The organism is Bifidobacterium pseudocatenulatum DSM 20438 = JCM 1200 = LMG 10505 (assembly GCF_001025215.1).
Taxonomy (GTDB): domain Bacteria; phylum Actinomycetota; class Actinomycetes; order Actinomycetales; family Bifidobacteriaceae; genus Bifidobacterium; species Bifidobacterium pseudocatenulatum.
On record NZ_AP012330.1, the window covers coordinates 1,980,286 to 1,997,932 of the forward strand.

The 17,647-nt window shown below is 57.0% G+C and carries 14 protein-coding genes and 1 tRNA gene; 2 read left to right on the forward strand and 13 right to left on the reverse strand.

The features are described 5' to 3' along the window. Window positions 1-84: 84 nt before the first annotated feature. Window positions 85-3,045, reverse strand: coding sequence for a LamG-like jellyroll fold domain-containing protein (locus tag BBPC_RS08115; RefSeq protein WP_226650437.1), 2,961 nt, complete (start codon window positions 3,043-3,045; stop codon window positions 85-87). A gap of 446 nt (window positions 3,046-3,491) precedes the next feature. Then, on the reverse strand, window positions 3,492-4,826 hold the full coding sequence (rmuC, locus tag BBPC_RS08120) for a DNA recombination protein RmuC (RefSeq protein ID WP_004223201.1): 1,335 nt from the start codon (window positions 4,824-4,826) through the stop codon (window positions 3,492-3,494). Between the two features lie 172 nt (window positions 4,827-4,998). Between rmuC and BBPC_RS08125 the strand changes: the two genes are divergently transcribed. Further along, on the forward strand, window positions 4,999-5,883 hold the full coding sequence (locus BBPC_RS08125; RefSeq protein ID WP_004223196.1) for a hypothetical protein: 885 nt from the start codon (window positions 4,999-5,001) through the stop codon (window positions 5,881-5,883). Between the two features lie 153 nt (window positions 5,884-6,036). Here BBPC_RS08125 and clpB read toward each other — a convergent pair whose 3' ends face one another. The 4 genes from clpB to BBPC_RS08145 all read right to left on the reverse strand — a co-directional run bounded on the left by clpB (window position 6,037) and on the right by BBPC_RS08145 (window position 11,391). Next, window positions 6,037-8,739, reverse strand: coding sequence for an ATP-dependent chaperone ClpB (clpB, locus tag BBPC_RS08130; protein ID WP_033524307.1), 2,703 nt, complete (start codon window positions 8,737-8,739; stop codon window positions 6,037-6,039). A 234-nt stretch (window positions 8,740-8,973) separates the two neighbouring features. Then, on the reverse strand, window positions 8,974-9,795 hold the full coding sequence (locus BBPC_RS08135) for a fumarylacetoacetate hydrolase family protein (protein WP_033524308.1): 822 nt from the start codon (window positions 9,793-9,795) through the stop codon (window positions 8,974-8,976). 129 nt (window positions 9,796-9,924) lie between these two features. Further along, on the reverse strand, window positions 9,925-10,749 hold the full coding sequence (locus BBPC_RS08140; protein ID WP_004223193.1) for a YggS family pyridoxal phosphate-dependent enzyme: 825 nt from the start codon (window positions 10,747-10,749) through the stop codon (window positions 9,925-9,927). A 234-nt stretch (window positions 10,750-10,983) separates the two neighbouring features. Further along, the gene (locus BBPC_RS08145) at window positions 10,984-11,391 is read right to left on the reverse strand and encodes an HTH domain-containing protein (protein WP_033524309.1); all 408 of its coding nucleotides are present in this window, start codon (window positions 11,389-11,391) and stop codon (window positions 10,984-10,986) included. A 207-nt stretch (window positions 11,392-11,598) separates the two neighbouring features. On the opposite strand from BBPC_RS08145, the gene BBPC_RS08150 reads away from it, so the two are divergent. Then, on the forward strand, window positions 11,599-12,732 hold the full coding sequence (locus BBPC_RS08150) for a glutamyl-Q tRNA(Asp) synthetase (protein ID WP_033524310.1): 1,134 nt from the start codon (window positions 11,599-11,601) through the stop codon (window positions 12,730-12,732). A gap of 3 nt (window positions 12,733-12,735) precedes the next feature. Here BBPC_RS08150 and BBPC_RS10125 read toward each other — a convergent pair whose 3' ends face one another. From BBPC_RS10125 to BBPC_RS08175, 7 genes are all read right to left on the reverse strand, one after another. Beyond that, on the reverse strand, window positions 12,736-13,101 hold the full coding sequence (locus tag BBPC_RS10125; RefSeq protein WP_231857854.1) for a DUF3152 domain-containing protein: 366 nt from the start codon (window positions 13,099-13,101) through the stop codon (window positions 12,736-12,738). Next, window positions 13,007-13,324 (reverse strand): hypothetical protein, encoded by a 318-nt coding sequence (locus BBPC_RS10130; protein ID WP_226565581.1) that lies wholly within the window; start codon window positions 13,322-13,324, stop codon window positions 13,007-13,009. Before BBPC_RS10130 ends, BBPC_RS10125 begins: the two co-directional genes overlap by 95 nt. A gap of 102 nt (window positions 13,325-13,426) precedes the next feature. Further along, window positions 13,427-13,720 (reverse strand): hypothetical protein, encoded by a 294-nt coding sequence (locus BBPC_RS09960; protein WP_004223186.1) that lies wholly within the window; start codon window positions 13,718-13,720, stop codon window positions 13,427-13,429. 207 nt (window positions 13,721-13,927) lie between these two features. Continuing rightward, entirely contained in the window at window positions 13,928-14,656 is a 729-nt protein-coding gene (locus BBPC_RS08160) for an MIP/aquaporin family protein (protein ID WP_004223183.1), read from the reverse strand. 205 nt (window positions 14,657-14,861) lie between these two features. Continuing rightward, a complete protein-coding gene (locus BBPC_RS08165; protein ID WP_004223180.1) occupies window positions 14,862-15,290 on the reverse strand; it encodes a hypothetical protein in 429 nt (142 codons plus the stop codon). Window positions 15,291-16,141: 851 nt separating this feature from the next. After that, window positions 16,142-16,215, reverse strand: a tRNA-Lys gene (locus BBPC_RS08170). 263 nt (window positions 16,216-16,478) lie between these two features. Then, window positions 16,479-17,633: a zinc ribbon domain-containing protein gene (locus BBPC_RS08175; RefSeq protein WP_259328010.1), complete on the reverse strand. Its 1,155-nt coding sequence runs from the start codon at window positions 17,631-17,633 to the stop codon at window positions 16,479-16,481. Window positions 17,634-17,647: the final 14 nt, after the last annotated feature.

Genomic DNA, 17,647 nt, shown 5'->3' on the forward strand with positions numbered 1-17,647 from the left:
GTTTCTCTTACGGGGCTTCGTCTTGTTTTCACGCGGGATGGATGGAATACGTGGAAACGGAATAGGCGAAGCGTTCATGTGAAGTCAGCGAGCTGCCTTCCAGCGACGCAGAACAGCCAACGCACCACCGATGGCCAGGATTGCGGCGACCAGCGCTATGCCCTTGACATTGGCACCGGTATTCACCACAACCGCAGCCTTCTTCGCAGTCTTCTTGGTGGTGGTAGTACCGGGCTTAGTGGTCGGAGCCGGAGTCGGATCAGGATCAGGAGTCGGGTCCGGAGTCGGATCAGGATCCGGAGTCTGCTCGATTGCATCGTCAGACACGTTGACCAAGTTATCGGTGTACCCACCGTAGGCCGCCGTGATCTTGGAAACTTTGCCCAGCGCGCCTTCTGGAGCGGTGACTGTGGCGACGCCATCAGCATTGAGCTTGACGGTTTCGGTCCAGTCGCCAGCGGTGAAGACAACCGATCCGGCCACATTGCCGCCGTCCTTGGCGGTGACAGTGGCAGTCAGCGTGTCTCTACCGCGCTCCAGCTTGGTCGTGGAGTCAGTCGCATCCGGAGTGGTGGGGTTGGCGGTCGTCCAACGATGCATGTTCTCGGCGATGGCAGCAGGCACATTGACGAACGCACCGTGGCGGGTCGGGGTCGGCATGCCATTGGCATACACGTAGCCGCTCACACCCGCGTTCTGATCCTTCTGAGTATGCCATCCATCGGTCTGCGACAGTCGGTTGTTCCAATCGCAGCTCAGCAGAGCGGATTCGCTGGTCATGTACGGCTGGTATCCACCGGAATCAGCCATGATGACCATGGCATCCCCTGCTTCATTCTGATACTTGTCTCCGGCGTTGAGCTTGATAGCCTCCGGACCTTCGAACGGCAAGATGCGCTGGTCAAGCAGCTGCCAGCCGGTTTCCGGATCGGTATCGGGAGATGCCTCCTCGGTGGTGGCCGTCAGCACCTTCGAACGCTCAAGGAACGTGGACTTGCCGTTGGTGATGTAGCTTCCGGCAGCGCCGCTTTCCTCGTTCTTGGTGAAGCGGTAGTAGTAGTCGCCAACCTTGATGACCGTGGAGTCGATACGGGAATAGTTGGTATCCTGCCACATCACCGGTTCGGTGAAGGTCTTGAAGTCGCGGGTGATGCAGTACAGCAGCACGTTGTACGCGTAGCCGGTATTGGTGCTGGTCACCGCGGTGGAACGGGTGTCGTCGGTGTACATACGTGACGAGAAGAACACCACGTAAGCGCCGAGCGAATCATCCCAGTAGGCTTCCGGAGCCCACGTCATGCCCGCATTGTCGACATTGATTTTAATGCCGGTATCGCCGTCGGCCGCGTTGGTGCGAGTCCAGTTGACCATGTCCTTGGACTCCCACACTTCAACCTTGAGCGAACCATACTGCTGGTTCTGGCCCCATCCTTGTGCGGAAACCTTCAGATCGGTGGCGATCATGTAGTACTTGTCCCCGTCATGCGACTTGAGCACGTAAGGATCGCGCAGGCCCTTGGTATCGGCGTAAGATTCGATGACCGGATTGGAATTGTTGATTTCCTTGAAGGAGAAGAAGTTGTTGCCTTCCGTGGCAGACATGTACAGCGCTTCGCCCGTCTTACCATTCGTCTTGTCGGAATCCGACAGGAAGGTGACTGCGGCATAAGCTTCGTCAGGCACTTCGCGAGTCTTTTCCTTGACTATCACCGACACTTTGGCGGTTTTGGTGACACTGCCGTCAGCGTTGGCCGCGGTGGCGGTCAGCTCTACCGGCGCGGCATCGCCGTCACCGTATGCAGGGCGGGTCACAACGCCTGCACCCTTATACGGGTCAGCGGATCCGACCGACGGCGCCTGGTAATTTGTATCGGTTCCGGTGATCACATTTTCATTGGAAGACGTCCAAGTGATGGTGGATCCGTACTTCGAGCCGGTGGAAATCAGCGGCAGATTCTCGGTGGTCGCCTCGTTGACGGCAGAAATCGCGGAATCCAGATCGAATTGGACCACGGTCGCCGGATCCAACGGCTTGACGGTGACGTCAACGCTTGCGGAAACGCCGCCGGCCTTCGTAGTCGCCGTGATTGTGGTGGTTCCTTCTCCGACAGCCGTGACGGTGCCGTCGCTGCCGACGGTGGCGACGGAAGTCTTCGACGACTCCCATGTCACATCGGTGCTGATGGCGTTTTCAGGAGAAACCGTGGCCGTTAGCTTCGTAGCGCTGTTTTCAACCATGGTCAGTGCACCGTCAAGCACGCCATCGCCAACGATCGTCACGCTGCTTGGCAACGTGACGTCCGCACCTTGATAGATCTTGATGTCATCGATCGCGCCACTCCAATAAGCGTCGCCGCTATACAGGGATTTGCCGATGGTTGCGGCGGTGCTGCCCAGATCGGCCATGGTGATGCCGGTGTTTGCCTTGTATCCGACAAGTTCGCCGTCACGAAGCATGGTGAGGGTTTCGCCGTCGACGATCAGCTTGTAGTTGTGCCAGATATTGTCATTGTTAGACAGCGAAGTCTTAAATCCTTGCTCATTGTTCCACTTGTTATCGGAAATGACGAACTTCGTGGACTTGGTGCTCAGGTACCAGAACAGGTATTTCTGCTGGCTTCCACCCACAGAGAAGCTGAAATAGTTGCCGTCATCAGCATGACGTGATTTGGCAGCGAATTCCATGGTGAACGAGTTGCCCGCCTTGGCGAACAGCTCATCCGGGAACGAAGCATACTGGCCATTGCCTCGCAGAGACAACGCCTGGTTATTGTTCCTGTCGCCGAACGCTTCGACCTTCGCACCGCCGTTCATGGTCAGGTTGTACCCGTTGCCGGATGTGTCAGTCGCAGTTCCGTCGGAAAAATCATAGCTGGCAAGCAGGTTCAGACCGCTTGAAGCAGAGGGGGTTGCCGAACCGTTACCGGTTCCGGCGCCGTCTTCAGCGAATGCGACCGGCGCGAACGAAACCATCATCGGTACCGTGACCGCGATGGCAAGCCCACGTCTGAGAATATCGCGCAATCGTTGGCTATGTCGTTTCATGCACTCTCCTTGATTTACCACCGCCGCACACGGTTACGACATAGAGTGATAGCTAGCGCTCTGCTTATGCTTCATTACTGCATCACCGTCGTTCGTTCTGAGTCGGCGGCGCTGGTCCGTATTTATTGTTTTTCTTTTGCTTGTGGCCGCATGGCCGGACCGTCCATGTCCAACCACGAACCGCGACGCGCCCTACAACACTGTGAACGTTAACGGTCTATGTTCTATTCAAAGCTATGGTGACTTTCACCACAATCCCAGCCAGTAACAATTCAATAACAATTCCAGCCAGCAGCCCCTTTGCAACAAAGACGGCGGAAGCCGGACAATCCCCTTAAAAGAGCCTCATCAAGGATTTATAGACCCCCATACAAAGCCAAATAGCATTACAACACCCGCTGCAGCACTTGCTCCAAAGCACCCATAATACACCCTTTTCACAGCACCTACTGCTCGTTGGTTTCAGGGGCGGTGAGTTCGCGGATGTCGGCCTTTTCTGGCGCGATCATGTTTACGGGTTCGATGATTCTGCTCTGGTCGACGCGCTGCAGCTTGCGTGCGGTGACCAGCACGCGCGATTCCAGCGACGAGGCGAACGCATTGTAGGCACCGACCGTTTTGGTGATGGCGGACCCCAGCTTGGTGGCGCGATCGCCCAACACCGCGAACCGTTCATACAATTCGCGGGACAGGTCGAACAGCATTTTCGCGTCATCGGTCAGGCTTTGCTGCTGCCACGCGTATGCCACGGATTTCAGCACCGCCCATAGGGTAATCGGCGAGGTCAAAGCCACCTTGCGTGCAAACGCGTCATCCATCAGCGTCGGGTCAGTTTCCAAAGCCGCCTGCAGCAGGGATTCGTTGGGGATGAAGGCGATCACAAAATCGGGGGCATCGGCGAACGCGTTCCAATAGGCCTTGTCGCCCAAGGTCTTCACATGTTCACGCACTGCCTTGGCATGCGCATGCAGCAGCTCCGACTTTCGCGTCAGCTCCTCGGGCGTGGCGGTATCGGGAATCTCGCACGCCTTCTGGTAGTCGGCATACGGAGCCTTGGCATCGATTGGAATGGTTTTGCCGCCCGGCATATGGATGACCATATCCGGACGCTGCGTACGCCCATCCACGTCGGTGACGACCACCTGGGTGTCAAAATCCACATGTTCCAGCAGTCCCGCGGATTCCACGATGTTCCTCAGCTGCGCCTCACCCCACGCGCCGCGCACCTTGTTGTTGCGCAACGCGGACGACAGGGCGTTGGTTTCGCGGTCAAGACGAGCCTGCTGCTCGCCAAGGCCTTTGAGCTGCTCGCCAAGCGCACCCATTTCCCGCTTGCGACCCTCTTCGATCTGCGAAACCTTCTGCTGCAGGGCGTCAAGATTCTTCTGCACGGGCGCGAGCGCGGACAATACCTTGCTCTGCTCCTGCAGTTTTCGCTCGTTTTCGGCCTGCTTGCGTTCCGCTTCGGCCGCGGCCCGCTCACGCTCCCGCTCCACTCGTTCCTGTTCGGCCCGTTGGGCCTGCGCGAGCTGCGATTTGAGATAGGTCAACTGTTGGGCCAACCCTTCCGCCTGCGTGCGGTATTGGGTCACCGCCGTGGACAATTCGCTGATTTCCTGCCGATCAGCTTCGATCTGCGCTTTCGCCTCGTTAAGATCAGCGGTTTTCGCATCACGGGCCATTTCCTGCCCTTTGGAACGGCCCGCAAAAAAGCCGGCCGCGGCTCCAAGCACGGCCACAACCACCAGAAGAATCACCACAAACACAGGATTGTCGAACATATGTTCTATATAACAGCATGACCAAGACATCTTGGAAGATCAAAGTTCGCAAGACATCCATGCCCAGCTGCATTATGCTTGGAGCCGAAAGCATGCTCACGAACATGCGGCAACGCGAGCACGCTGAATATTCGAGAGGCATTCAAGAGGCAATCCGGGGGTTCGGAAACACATGGGATTCGATTTGTTTATGACGGTGGCGGCGATTGTTGCGGCGGCCGTGGCCACTTGGGCCATCCTCAGGCTATTCCTAAGCGAAAACGATGACATAGCCCCCTCCCACCAACGCATCACCGATGACAAGCCCGCCAAGAATCACACCGAAAATCACACCGAAAATCCAGACGAGGCAGCCGGCGCAACACACCGAAGCGACATCGCCAAGAGTCTCGCCATCGCAACCATACTGACCGCTCCCACATTCACCGTAACCATGCTGACATTCGGCGGCATCACACTTCCCCACTGGCTGACCAATCCATGGCTGCACGCCATCATCGCCACGCCGGTCATGTTCTACTGCGCCGCGCCGATGCACAATCGCGGTATCGCCGCCCTGAAAAGCCACACGCCCAACGCGGATTCGCTGCTGTCGCTCGCCATGACCATTGTGTACGTCTACAGTCTGCTGGCGTGCGTGGTGTCGTGGATTTTCCCCGCGGGGTCACGCAATCAGTATTTCGCTTTCGCAAGCATGGTCGCCGTGCTATCGCTTGCGATTTCGCTGATCGCGCAACGCCCCATGGCAAAGAAAGCATCGGAAGGCGATATTCCGACCGCACAATCGCAAGAAAAGCAAGAAATACAATCGCAAGAAACGCAAGAAACACAGCAAAGCATGGATACGCTTATCCAGGCCAGCATCACATATGAGATTCGCACGCGGGTAACGCAGATTACCGCGACCGTGACGATGGTCATCGCGGTGTGGACGTTCGCTTTGTGGCTGATTTTCGGGCTTCAGCCGAAGCTTGCGATCGCCGTGTTGATCGGTGCGACGGTTTTGACGGTCGCAGGCTTGGTTTTGCAGGCATATGACCGCCAACCGTCACGGTAAAACGGTTTTCGCAAAAGAAAATCGCGCAATCGCACGAAAAATGGGCGGACCCGCATGTGCGCAGTCCGCCCACCGTCAACGGTTAGACCGTTTTGTGACTCGGCCAATCAACAGTCAGTCAGGCCAAACCGATCAGCCGAATGACTCCGACCGTCACTTAGCCTCTGCCGAAAAATCGTCGTCAATCTGCCCCGGCGCCCACGAGGAGAGCTCCAAATGGTCGCCGCCGGTCTGATCCACAAGCACGGTGTCGCCGTCGTGCACTTCGCCGGCCAGCAGCATGCGCGCCAACTGGTCGCCGACTTCGGTTTGTACCAAACGACGCAGCGGGCGAGCGCCATACGCCGGGTCGTAACCGGTGTTGGCGAGCCAATCGCGCGCCGAATCGGTAACATCCAGCTTGATGCGGCGATCCGCCAAGCGGGCCGAAACCTGCGCCACCTGAATGTCCACGATGCCGCCGAGCTCTTCGCGCGTAAGCGGGTGGAACATAACCAGTTCATCCAAGCGGTTGATGAATTCCGGCTTGAACTGCATATGCACGGCGTCCATCACGGCCTTCTTCTTGGCTTCGTCATCCAGTTCGGTGTTCACCAGGAACTGCGAGCCAAGGTTGGAGGTCATGATCAGAATCGTGTTCTTGAAGTCCACGGTCCTGCCCTGCCCGTCGGTCAAACGGCCGTCGTCGAGCACCTGCAACAGCACGTCGAATACTTCAGGATTGGCCTTTTCAACCTCATCGAACAGCACCACCGAATATGGGCGGCGACGCACGGCTTCAGTCAGCTGGCCACCCTCCTCATAGCCGATGTAGCCTGGCGCAGCACCGATTAGACGAGACACGGAGGCCTTCTCCATGTACTCGCTCATGTCAATGCGCACCATGGCCTTTTCATCGTCGAACAGGAAGTCGGCGAGCGCCTTGGCGAGCTCGGTCTTGCCCACGCCGGTCGGGCCGAGGAACAGGAACGAGCCGGTTGGGCGGTTCGGGTCGGAAATGCCCGCACGCGAACGACGTACCGCATCGGAAACCGCTTGAATGGCTTCCTTCTGGCCGATCACACGTTTGCCGAGATAGTCTTCCATGGTCAGCAGCTTCTCGTTTTCGCCTTGCATGAGGCGTCCGACGGGAATGCCCGTCCAGTCGGACACGATTTCGGCCACGGAGTCGGCGTCAACGCGGTCCGGCACCATCGGAATATCGCCACCCAAGCCACCGTCAGCACCGCCTGCCGCACTGTTCTTGGCCGCCGCCTCGTTTTGTTCGGCTTGCGCGATCTCCTTCTGGATGGCCGGAATTTCGCCATAGTTGATGGCGGAGGATTTCGCCAGATCGCCTTCGCGTTCATACCGTTCGGCTTGGGTGCGTAGTTCGTCGAGCTTCTTGCGCAGGTCGCCGATGCGGTTGTGCCCGTTCTTTTCGGCGTCCCAGCGTGCTTTCAGACCGTTGAGTTTCTCGCTTTTGTCGGCGATTTCCTTGTTGAGGTCGTCGAGACGTTCCTTGGCGCTTTCATCAAGCTCGTTTTCCGCTTTCTGCGCGTCGGCATCGTCTTTCGGATTGCCAAGCAGGTACGATTTTTCCATCTTGAGACGGTCGACCTGACGCTGCAGTTCGTCGATTTCCTCAGGCGAGGAGTCGAGTTCCATGCGCAGGTGCGATGCGGCCTCGTCAACCAGATCGATGGCTTTGTCCGGCAGCTGACGGCCGGAAATATACCGGTTCGACAGCGTCGCCGCGGCCACGAGCGCATCGTCTCCGATGGTCACCTTGTGGTGGGCTTCGTATTTCGGTGCGATGCCACGCAGGATGGCGATGGTGTCTTCCACGCTCGGCTCTCCTACGAACACCTGCTGGAAACGGCGTTCCAATGCCGGATCCTTTTCGATGTTCTCACGGTATTCGTCGAGTGTGGTGGCACCGATCAGGCGCAGTTCGCCTCGCGCGAGCATGGGTTTGAGCATGTTGCCCGCGTCCATGGATCCTTCGGCCGCGCCCGCGCCGACGATGGTATGGATCTCATCGATGAACGTGATGATCTGCCCGTCTGCGTTCTTGATTTCCTGCAGCACGCTCTTCAGGCGTTCCTCGAACTCGCCACGGTATTTCGAACCTGCCACCATGGAGCCCAGATCAAGCGAGATGAGCTTCTTGTTTTGCAGGGTGGTCGGCACATCGCCGGCGACGATACGCTGCGCAAGGCCTTCCACCACGGCGGTTTTGCCCACGCCAGGCTCGCCGATCAGCACCGGATTGTTCTTGGTGCGGCGGCTCAGGATCTGGATGACTCGGCGGATTTCCTGATCGCGGCCGATCACGGGGTCGAGCTTGCCTTCTTTCGCGGCTGCCGTCAGGTCGGTCGAATACTTTTCGAGGGCTTTGTAGGAGCCTTCGGCGTCGGGACTGGTCACTTTCGCGCCTCCTCGGATCGTTGGCACGGCTTTGCGTAGCGCGTCGGCGGTCACGCCGTATTGTTCCATGATTTGCGCGCTCTGATTCGGCTTTGCCGCCGCGATGGCGATGAGCAGATGTTCGGTGGATACGTATTCGTCGCCCATCTGCTGCATTTCCTTGCCGGCTTGCGCAAGTACTGCGGATAGTTGCCTGCTGACTTGCGGTTGCGCGGTGGTCGATCCGCTGACGCTTGGCAGCGCGTCCTGCGCTTGGTGCACGGCGGCGCTGATGTTCTGCGCGTTGCCGCCCGCGGCTTCGATCAGACCGCGGATCACGCCGTTTTCCTGGCGCAGCAGCGCGTCAAGCAGGTGCAGGGTTTCGACTTGCGCGTTGCCTGCTGCCGACGCGTTCTGTACGGCGTCGGAAATGGCTTCCTGCGCCATTGTGGTGAACTTCTGTTCCATATCATCCTCCATGGTTCGCGCCGATCGTCCGTTTTTCGCACGGTCGCGTCGACGCATATGTCGTTGTCTGATATGCTCAACCGACTTCACCACCATTCTATTCCCAAAAGTTGAGCCTGCAACACTCAACTTTTGTTCACTAAACGGGAAATCGCGAACAACGCAGCACAAAGGCCGTCACCCACGAAAGGTGACGGCCTTCATATCTTCAATATGTCAATCAGCAATCGGCAATCAGCCGCGCACCACCACGTTGCGCAGGCTGCCGATGCCTTCGACGTGCACGATCGCCTCGTCGCCCGGATCAAGATGGCCGGAAGCGTTCGGCGTGCCCGTCAGAATCACGTCGCCCGGCAGCAGCGTCGTGAAGCTGGAAATCGCCGCGATCTGCTCCGGAATGCCGTGAATCAGATTCGCCGTGGTGCCGGAAGCCAGCTCGACATCCTCACCGTTCAGCGTGAAGGAGATCTTCGCGTCCTTCCAATCCAAATCGTCGCGGGTCACGATCCACGGGCCGAGCGGGCAGGAGGTGTCGAAGCCTTTCGCACGCGTCCACATCGGGTCAAGTCCCTGCAGGTCACGCAATGTCACATCGTTCACGCAAGTGAAGCCGAGCACGTAATCCATGGCCTGTTCGACCGTCACGTTCTTGGCGATGCGCCCCATCACCACGGCCACTTCCGGCTCGAAATTCATATCGTTCGAGTACGACGGGATCACGATCGGATCGTCCGGGCCGATCACCGACGTGCTCGGCTTGGAGAAGATCACCATGTCTTCCGGAGCGTGCTTGATGTCGGAATGGCCTGCTTCATGCATGAACTGCGCGTGCGCCTCGTAATTCTTGGCCAGCCCGTATACCTTCGACGGGATCACCGGAGAGAGCAGACGAACGCCATCGCCATCCACCGGAAAACGCTCGCCGGTCGGCTTCACACCGGCACCGGCCAGAGGATGCCCCTCAAGCGCCACGAGATAGTCCTTGCCGTCGCTTTCGTCGGTCTGCACGAAAGCGTATTGCGGTACATCATTATGCGAAAAACGTGCGATTCTCATGTCTGCCAGTCTACCCGCAACAATCGTCGAATCGTCCATATCATCGACATGCAACGCCCGACAATCAAAAACATCGAAAAAAAAAACGGGCCATCACATCATGCGAAGGCCCGTCACAGGAAGAAAACGTCAGATAAAAGCACGCTCGCCGAAAATCGCGGTGCCGACGCGCACGATGGTGGATCCTTCCGCAACCGCAAGTTCCATGTCGCCGGTCATGCCCATCGACAGTTCGCGGCAGGATTGCGTGCCCGGCTCGCCGGATTCGAGAATATGGTCGCGGGTTTTGCGCAGGTGCTCGAATCCCTTGCGGATGGCGGTTTCGTCGTCGACATGCGCGCCGATGGTCATCAGCCCCTGCAATTCAAGTCCGTCCAATGTACCGATTTTTTGCGCGATGCGGATGGCATGCGAGGGATCGCAGCCGGATTTCGACGCCTCACCCGATTCGTTGACTTCCAGCAGCACGCCCACGGTGATGCCGCGCGCCACGGCCCTGCGTGAGATTTTCTCCGCCAAGTCAAGGGAATCAACCGATTCGATGGTGTTGACGACCGGCAGCACTTTGCCGATCTTATTGCTTTGCAGCTGGCCGATCAGATGGAACGGAATATGCTCACCCGCAATAGTGGAAGCGCCGGCATCGTCGGCAACGCCCAACGCGAATCCGCGCTCCCCGCAACGTGCCATCAATCCTTCGGCCTTCGCCATCACTTCCTGCGGACGATTCTCGCCGATCATACGCACGCCAGCGTCGATCGCAGCCATGATCTCACCTACGTCGCGCGTTTTCGTGGCGGCAAGCAGGCGTACGGAACCTGCGTCACGCCCGGCATGCTGCTCCGCCGATGCGATGCGGTCCAGCACACGGTGCACGCCATCGGCGATCTGCACGGCACGCACACCGTCGATCACCTCATTGGCAAGATTCTTATGGTCCATATATGCAGTCATGTTCAGCCTCTTGCGTTCAATCCCAACTACCTCTACCAGAGTAAGAAGAAGCCCGTACGACGGTCTGAAGTGAAGCGATAAAGCGACCGATATCCGTACGGGCTAATAAAACAGACGGCAGTAGAAGGGGGAACTTCAAAGACTCCGTCCGACAGCAACTATATGCAAGATTTACTAAACACGCGCCGAAAAAACTTTTTTCTTCAAAAAAAAATTTTCTCAGCGAACTCAAATTCAGCCTTGCGATTCGTCTAATTTGCGTTCCAAAGCATCAACGCGTTCCTTCAACGCAAGCACCTGACACGTCAGCGATCGAATCTGCCCCAACTGCACAGTCACCAATCGTTCCCTGGTGTCGGAAGACAAGGCGCCCGTCGTGGAATTGCTTCTTGCGGCCGCCATAATATCCAGATCCACTTTCCAACGTGCGATATTACGTTCCACACGCTTGCGCCCGATGATCGCAGGGCTCAACCCAGCCGACGTGAAAATCGTGCTCGGCCGCTCGCCATCCAAATATCGGCGCATGCAACTGATCTGAAAATCACGCGAATACGTGATCCGATTTTCCGTAACCGACTCAACCGCCGGCAACGCACGAAGATACTCGACCTCCGTGTTACTAAACTGCCTTTTCGTCATATCGACCCCATTCATCCGACAAAACGGAATACCATTCTCGTGCTCGTAGATTACCATCACAAACGAACGCGCCCGAACGGCATATACTACCACTTTAACGTAAGGCTATGGGGGCTCACGCCACCTGAATCGCCCTACGCTAAACCTAGCTAAACCCCAACGGGTACAGTTGCGTACTGCCACAGTCAACCCACCAAAGGAGCAGCCATGACCGGCCGATTCGCACCAACCCCATCAGGACGCATGCACATCGGCAACGTTTACGCCATGCTCGGAGCATGGCTTTCCGCCCGCAAATCGGGTGATTCCATACGGCTGCGCATCGAAGACATCGACGAGCCACGAGTGGTTCCCGGCGCCGCCGAAACCATGATGCGCGATCTCGAATGGCTTGGTCTCGGTTGGGATGACGAACCGGTATTCCAGTCGTCGCGACACGCCCTATACCAGGAAGCGCTTGAGCTTCTCAGCAAGCTGAGCTTTGACGAAATCAGCGATATTATCAGTACTGGTTCCAACGATTCCAAGCCCTGCAGCACTACAGCAGGCAACGAAGCAGCCACCTCTGAGGCAACACCGCTCATCTACCCCTGCTTCTGCTCGCGCGCCGACATCCGCGCCGCCTCTGCGCCACAGGAAGGCGATCGTTTCACCGTGTACCCAGGAACATGCCGACGCCTCATCGCCAGCGAACCGCAGCGTGCGAAACAACGCCTCGCCAACAACGACCGCCACTCGATGCGCATCGCCACCGCCGACACCACCATCACCTTCCACGACGAAGTATTCGGCACCCAGCAATACAACCTCGCCCACGACATCGGCGACATCATCGTGCGCCGCTCGGACGGCATCTACTCCTACCAGCTGGCCGTCACCGTGGACGACCTCGACATGGGCATCACCGACATTGTGCGCGGCCGTGATCTGCTTCGCTCCAACGCTTTGCAAATCTACATTCGCAAAGCCCTTATCAACGCGGGATTCAAGCCTTCCGAACCGACACAGCCCTTCCATCCTGCCGACGGTTCCAATAAACCTGACGATGTGACCATCTCATACGCGCATCTGCCCCTCATCGACAACGCAGCCGGCCAACGCCTTGCCAAACGCGAGCGCTCGCTCGATCTCGGCATACTCACGGCACACGGCGCCACCGCGCAACAGATCATCGGCTATTGCGCATGGCTGCTCGGATTGCAGGGAGACCTGAAACACACCAAACCGCAGCCTATGAGCGCCGACGAAGCGCTTGGCGTATTCAGTTGGGATGCCGTTCGCACCAACACGTCAGACCGCACGCTCGATCAAGGCGAGTTCAACGCATATTTCGGACTGTAGGCCCTATTCTGCAGTTTTATTCTGCAGCTCTATTCCGCAATCGCGTTCAGCCAATCCATAATTCCGAATCAAGCGGATATTCGTTGATCGCACAGCCATCCAAAAATATGGACTGCTCCTGCATAAGCGGTGCCGCTTGGCCAGCCCCGCGCACGTCATCTCATTGTCGATATGCCCCAACCGGTGCCCGACCTCATGATTGATCACCATCGTGCGATATCGCGCCAAGTCGCCGCCTCCCGACATCCACACGTCCGTGCCGGAATTCCAACGATCATCGTTGATAATCACATTGTTGCCCACACGGCAGCTGTATTGCTCCGAACATACCGACGAGAACGTCGGCAAGGTCGACGCTTGGGCGAGCACGATATTGAAATCGCAATTGCCGTCCGTAGAAGGTTCGAAAATCGCGCCTGCGCGCCCATCCATGTTCGCTGTTCAGAATACGAAACACGGCATTCGAAAAATCTTCGACTGATCCGACTTCACCATTGGTGACCACACAGTAATGATATTGCACCATGCCATATCCGCTGTTTTGCGCCGTTTGCTGCGCTTTCGCAAGTATTTCGCTTTTCTGATCGTCCATCAGCGCGGCCGACTGCTCGCGAAGCGCTTTGGTGACGGCGTCTTCCTGCGGTTCCGCCGTTTCCTCCGCTGAGGCCTTTGCGTCTTTCGTTTCCGACGATTCCTAGGTTTTCTTCTCTGATTGTTGCGATTTCTTTTCGGATTTCGCGGATTGATCCGTTTTTTCTGAATGTGTTCCGGAATTGCCGATCTGCGCCGTTTTCGCATGTCCGTTCAGTACCGCGTTGACCAGCACGGCATGCACGCTGCACGACGTACATGACACGATGACGCATAATGCAAGAATCCAAGCCACGACGCTTCTGCGGATGCGGAACGCTTCCGTCCGTTCCCGGCGGCTCATGGTGGCGGCCGCTTTCGGATCGAGCGCACGCAGAATGGTACGAATTCGCTTCAATCCGGCCTCCTTATAACCCTGCCGTCACGCAGGTGGCAGCATATCTCTTCCGCGGCAACACTACCAGCCAACAGTAGGCATGCAAAAAGCCCGCTTCCCCCGTACCGGAAATTTTCCGAGGAAAACAGGCTTTATGCAACAGTTCTCATATATCAAACGCAACTTATGCGACGGTCAGGCAAACAAGTCACGAATGATTGAATGCGATCAGGCGAACAACTTGAACACGAACGCACCCACGATAGCGCCCAGAATCGGGGCGACAACCGGAATCCAAGCCTCGCCCCAGCGGGAGGAGCCCTTGGACGGGATCGGCAGGATGGCGTGCAGCAGTCGCGGCATGAGATCACGGGCCGGGTTCAGGCCAGGACCGGTCGGGCCGCCCATGGAAGTCACGAGACCCCACACAATGAAGCCGACCACGATGGAAGCGGCAGCGTGGTCCGCTTCGCCCCACGGCATGGACAGGCAGCACAGGGCGCCGAACACGAGCACGAGGGTGCCGAAGAACTCGTTGACGAAGTAGTTGATGCGGTCGTTGTGGGCGTCGGTGGTGCAGAAGGTGCCGAGGATGGCGTTGGCGTTTTCGGTGTCCTTATAGTGCGGGTAGTAGGTGATGTACACCACGAGCTGACCTGCGGCGGCACCAAGCAGCTGGGCGATGATGTACGGCAGCACGAGGCTCCAGTCGAACAGGCCGTTCACAGCCTGGGCGATGGTCATGGCCGGGTTGATGTGCGCGCCGGAGACGGCACCGAACATGAGCACCGGGATCATCACGCCGAAGCCGTAGCCCATGGCGATGTTCAGCCAGCCCGCATGGTGGCCCTTGGTGTTCTTCAGTTCAACGTTCGCGACAGCGCCGTTGCCGAAGATCATCAGAATGGCGGTACCGAAGAATTCGGCCGCAAGTTTGACAAAAGTCGAGTATTCCACTGCTGTTTCCTCTATTGCTTCTTCTCAATAAGAATCAGATTGATGTCGATTCCGCTCTCGGCGGACAACAGCGTCCAACATTACTCCCCGCACTGGAAGTCAGTATGCCACTAGGTATGACGTCATAGCGCTGGTTTCATATGTTGGATATTGCACTCGTAGTTTGATTCGGCAAACCGCGGTTTCGCCAGTTCCACCATTATCGTCAGTACTGCCGACCGCTGGGCAGCGTCACATCGAATTCGGAATTATACGATTGCGTTTCGTTGATATGGTATGTGGATCCGCCTTGGCTGACCCAAGTACCGCCGAATTGTTCGGCTTTGTCGTCACCTGCGGATTTCATGCTGCCGGTCCACGTACCGCCAGTCTGCATAGTCATCTGCATTTCGGTAATGGTCAGACCTGCCGCCTTGGCAGAGAATCCCCATGTGCCAATGAGATTGCCTTTCGCAGCCTTCTTCGGTGTGGTCAGCGTGGCCACAACCATGGTGCTGGCTTTATCTATAGATGATGAATCCACTCCGAAGAACTCTGCAATACCGATGTCTTCGCCATCCCTGTAGAAATGAAGATTAGAGATGTCGTACTGCGCGTTGGAGCCTGTCGACCTGCCCTTGCCAAGAGTGCCCACGATCTTGTCTTCTGCAATCAGAGTAATACGTCATTATTCTCAGACAAAGAAGCAAATCGATGATCGGACCGCACGTGGGCCTTTGAGCATATCGGAACCAAAGTTATTGTCTATACCCTCGGAAGTTATTACCAGGGTGGACGCGCCGGGGGATTGAACCTGGAACGCGTGTCTTCATGGAGTGATGAGGCGTCGGCCGGCATGCGGGAGCCATAGTGAGTCCGTCGCGGGAAGCCAGTAGGGCCGGTGCGTAAGTCCATCCACGGGAATTCATCGCAAAGCCATTTCCTTAGCATCCCATTTCCTCCACCCGCTGGACGTTTTGCCCGCTGGAAGGCTTGCTTTCCGGGTAAATTCCCCCAGTCACTGGAGGAATCAGGACTCCGAAGCGTGCGCCAGCGGGTAGATTTCCCCACCGGCTGGAAGAATCAGGACGCTGAGACGCCAGTCGATGGGTGGATTCCTCCACCGACTGGACGTTTTGCCCGCTGGAAGGCTTGCTTTCCGGGTAGATTCCCCCAGTCACTGGAGGAATCAAGATGCTGAAGCGTGCGCCAGCGGGAAGCTTCCCCCACCGACTGGATGTTTCGCCCGCTGAAAGGCCCACTTCCGGGAAGATCCCTCCACCGATTGGATGTTTTCGGACTCTGGGATGCTTACAAACGGGAAGATTCCTCCACTGACTGGAGGAATCAGGACGCTGGAGAACCTTGCCGATAGTACGGATGCGGAGTACGAGGAGGATAGGCCCGAGAAACAGTTTCTACGCAAACTGCAGTGGATGTGGGAGTAGACATGCGAGCATCAGAAAACAAAAAAACCTTGGAACCGGAGTTCCAAGGTTTTGTCTGTGCCCCCTCAGGGATTCGAACCCTGGACACGCTGATTAAGAGTCAGCTGCTCTAACCAACTGAGCTAAAGGGGCGTTGGTCTTGCGAGGTTTTGTTCTCGCTGAGCACAAGAAGTAAATATACTCAGAATCAAGAAGAACGCAACTCTCGGCGTGTCGCGATTGTAGAACCGCTATTTTTCAACGATTTCAGCATATTGCATAAATTACAGAAAAATGCGATCCAGCCGTCATGTTCCCTATCTAAACAGCACAGCCAAGGCAGGAAATCACAATTTCTTCACAACTGTCGTTCCGCGTAATCCAATCGCCCCAAACACTTCCGCCAATTCACTTCGCTAATTTATTTGCACGGCCATGCAATCATTCTCCCCGAATCCATTGTCCGAACACCATGCACGCGCATCAGCCACCGAACCGAACTCCTCCCCGGAAAGAAGCACGTAATAATCGGCCTCATGCCCATACCGCGTGTAGTAGCTGTAGTCCGCGGCCCACGCCAACACCGCCTTCGGCCATGAAGCGCGCGATGTAAGATACTGCGCGTAAATATCGCGGTATTGCTGGGTTTTGCCGTCGACTTCCATACCGTATTTACGACTGAACAGCTGCGTTGTCGGAATGTCGTACAGTCCGGAAACCGCCGACCGGTCATGAGACAGCTGCCAGCTCAACGCCAGCTGCGCATAGCGTTCCGCATCGGAGTCGGCAATGTTCGCGCCACCCCTTGCGTCTCCCACACTCGCAACCGCATTACCGTTCGGCGTCGCACCCTTCTGCACCACCATGCTGGTCGACTTGGTTTCGATCTGGTCGGACGCACGCCAGTACTGCCCTATCGCGTACGCCAGCTCGAGCGTCGCTGTGCCGCTTGTGAACTGCATCGGATCGGATGCGAAGTCGTACACCGCGGACGCGATCACCTCATTGCTGGAATCCTTGATGGAGATTGTGACGTCCTCGCCTTTCCACGCGGTGTCACCGCAGGCGTGTGCAGAGAACGCGACGGTCGCAATCATCGTGGTTCCATTTTTCTCGACACTCTCCAAGCCCGCGTCGGGCGTTGTCGCGCAATCCTTGGTTTGCTTGGCCGCATCGTTCTGCTTGGTTTTGTTGGATTGCTCATCCGCGTTTTGCGCCGTCGAAGAACCGTTTTGCGCCGAATCGTCACCGCTATTACGATTGGTTGATTTCCATACAACAAATCCCGCGATTAACGCTATCACCGCAATAATTACAATAATTGCGATGATGATTGGCTTCTTGCGGTTCTTGCAATCATTGGCTTGCGGATCAGATTGCGTTCCGGACTGCATGTCTAGCTGCAGGCTTGATGGCGCGGGCATGGGAACCGGAGGATATGCGGCCGTTGCCGGCGGAACATCGATTTGAGTGGTCTCAGCCGGCTGAGCACCTTGTGTCCCCAACGGAAAACCGCAGGAACCACAGAATCGCATATCTGCGGTGACGGCGACGCCGCACTGCGGACACACGGAAGGAATTCCCG

Bases quoted from the DNA above. Each gene is read 5' to 3' on its own strand.
- BBPC_RS08115 (WP_226650437.1), bottom strand. From the start codon at position 3,045: ATGAAACGACATAGCCAACGATTGCGCGATATTCTCAGACGTGGGCTT.
- rmuC (WP_004223201.1), bottom strand. From the start codon at position 4,826: ATGTTCGACAATCCTGTGTTTGTGGTGATTCTTCTGGTGGTTGTGGCC.
- BBPC_RS08125 (WP_004223196.1), top strand. From the start codon at position 4,999: ATGGGATTCGATTTGTTTATGACGGTGGCGGCGATTGTTGCGGCGGCC.
- clpB (WP_033524307.1), bottom strand. From the start codon at position 8,739: ATGGAACAGAAGTTCACCACAATGGCGCAGGAAGCCATTTCCGACGCC.
- BBPC_RS08135 (WP_033524308.1), bottom strand. From the start codon at position 9,795: ATGAGAATCGCACGTTTTTCGCATAATGATGTACCGCAATACGCTTTC.
- BBPC_RS08140 (WP_004223193.1), bottom strand. From the start codon at position 10,749: ATGACTGCATATATGGACCATAAGAATCTTGCCAATGAGGTGATCGAC.
- BBPC_RS08145 (WP_033524309.1), bottom strand. From the start codon at position 11,391: ATGACGAAAAGGCAGTTTAGTAACACGGAGGTCGAGTATCTTCGTGCG.
- BBPC_RS08150 (WP_033524310.1), top strand. From the start codon at position 11,599: ATGACCGGCCGATTCGCACCAACCCCATCAGGACGCATGCACATCGGC.
- BBPC_RS10130 (WP_226565581.1), bottom strand. From the start codon at position 13,324: ATGGACGATCAGAAAAGCGAAATACTTGCGAAAGCGCAGCAAACGGCG.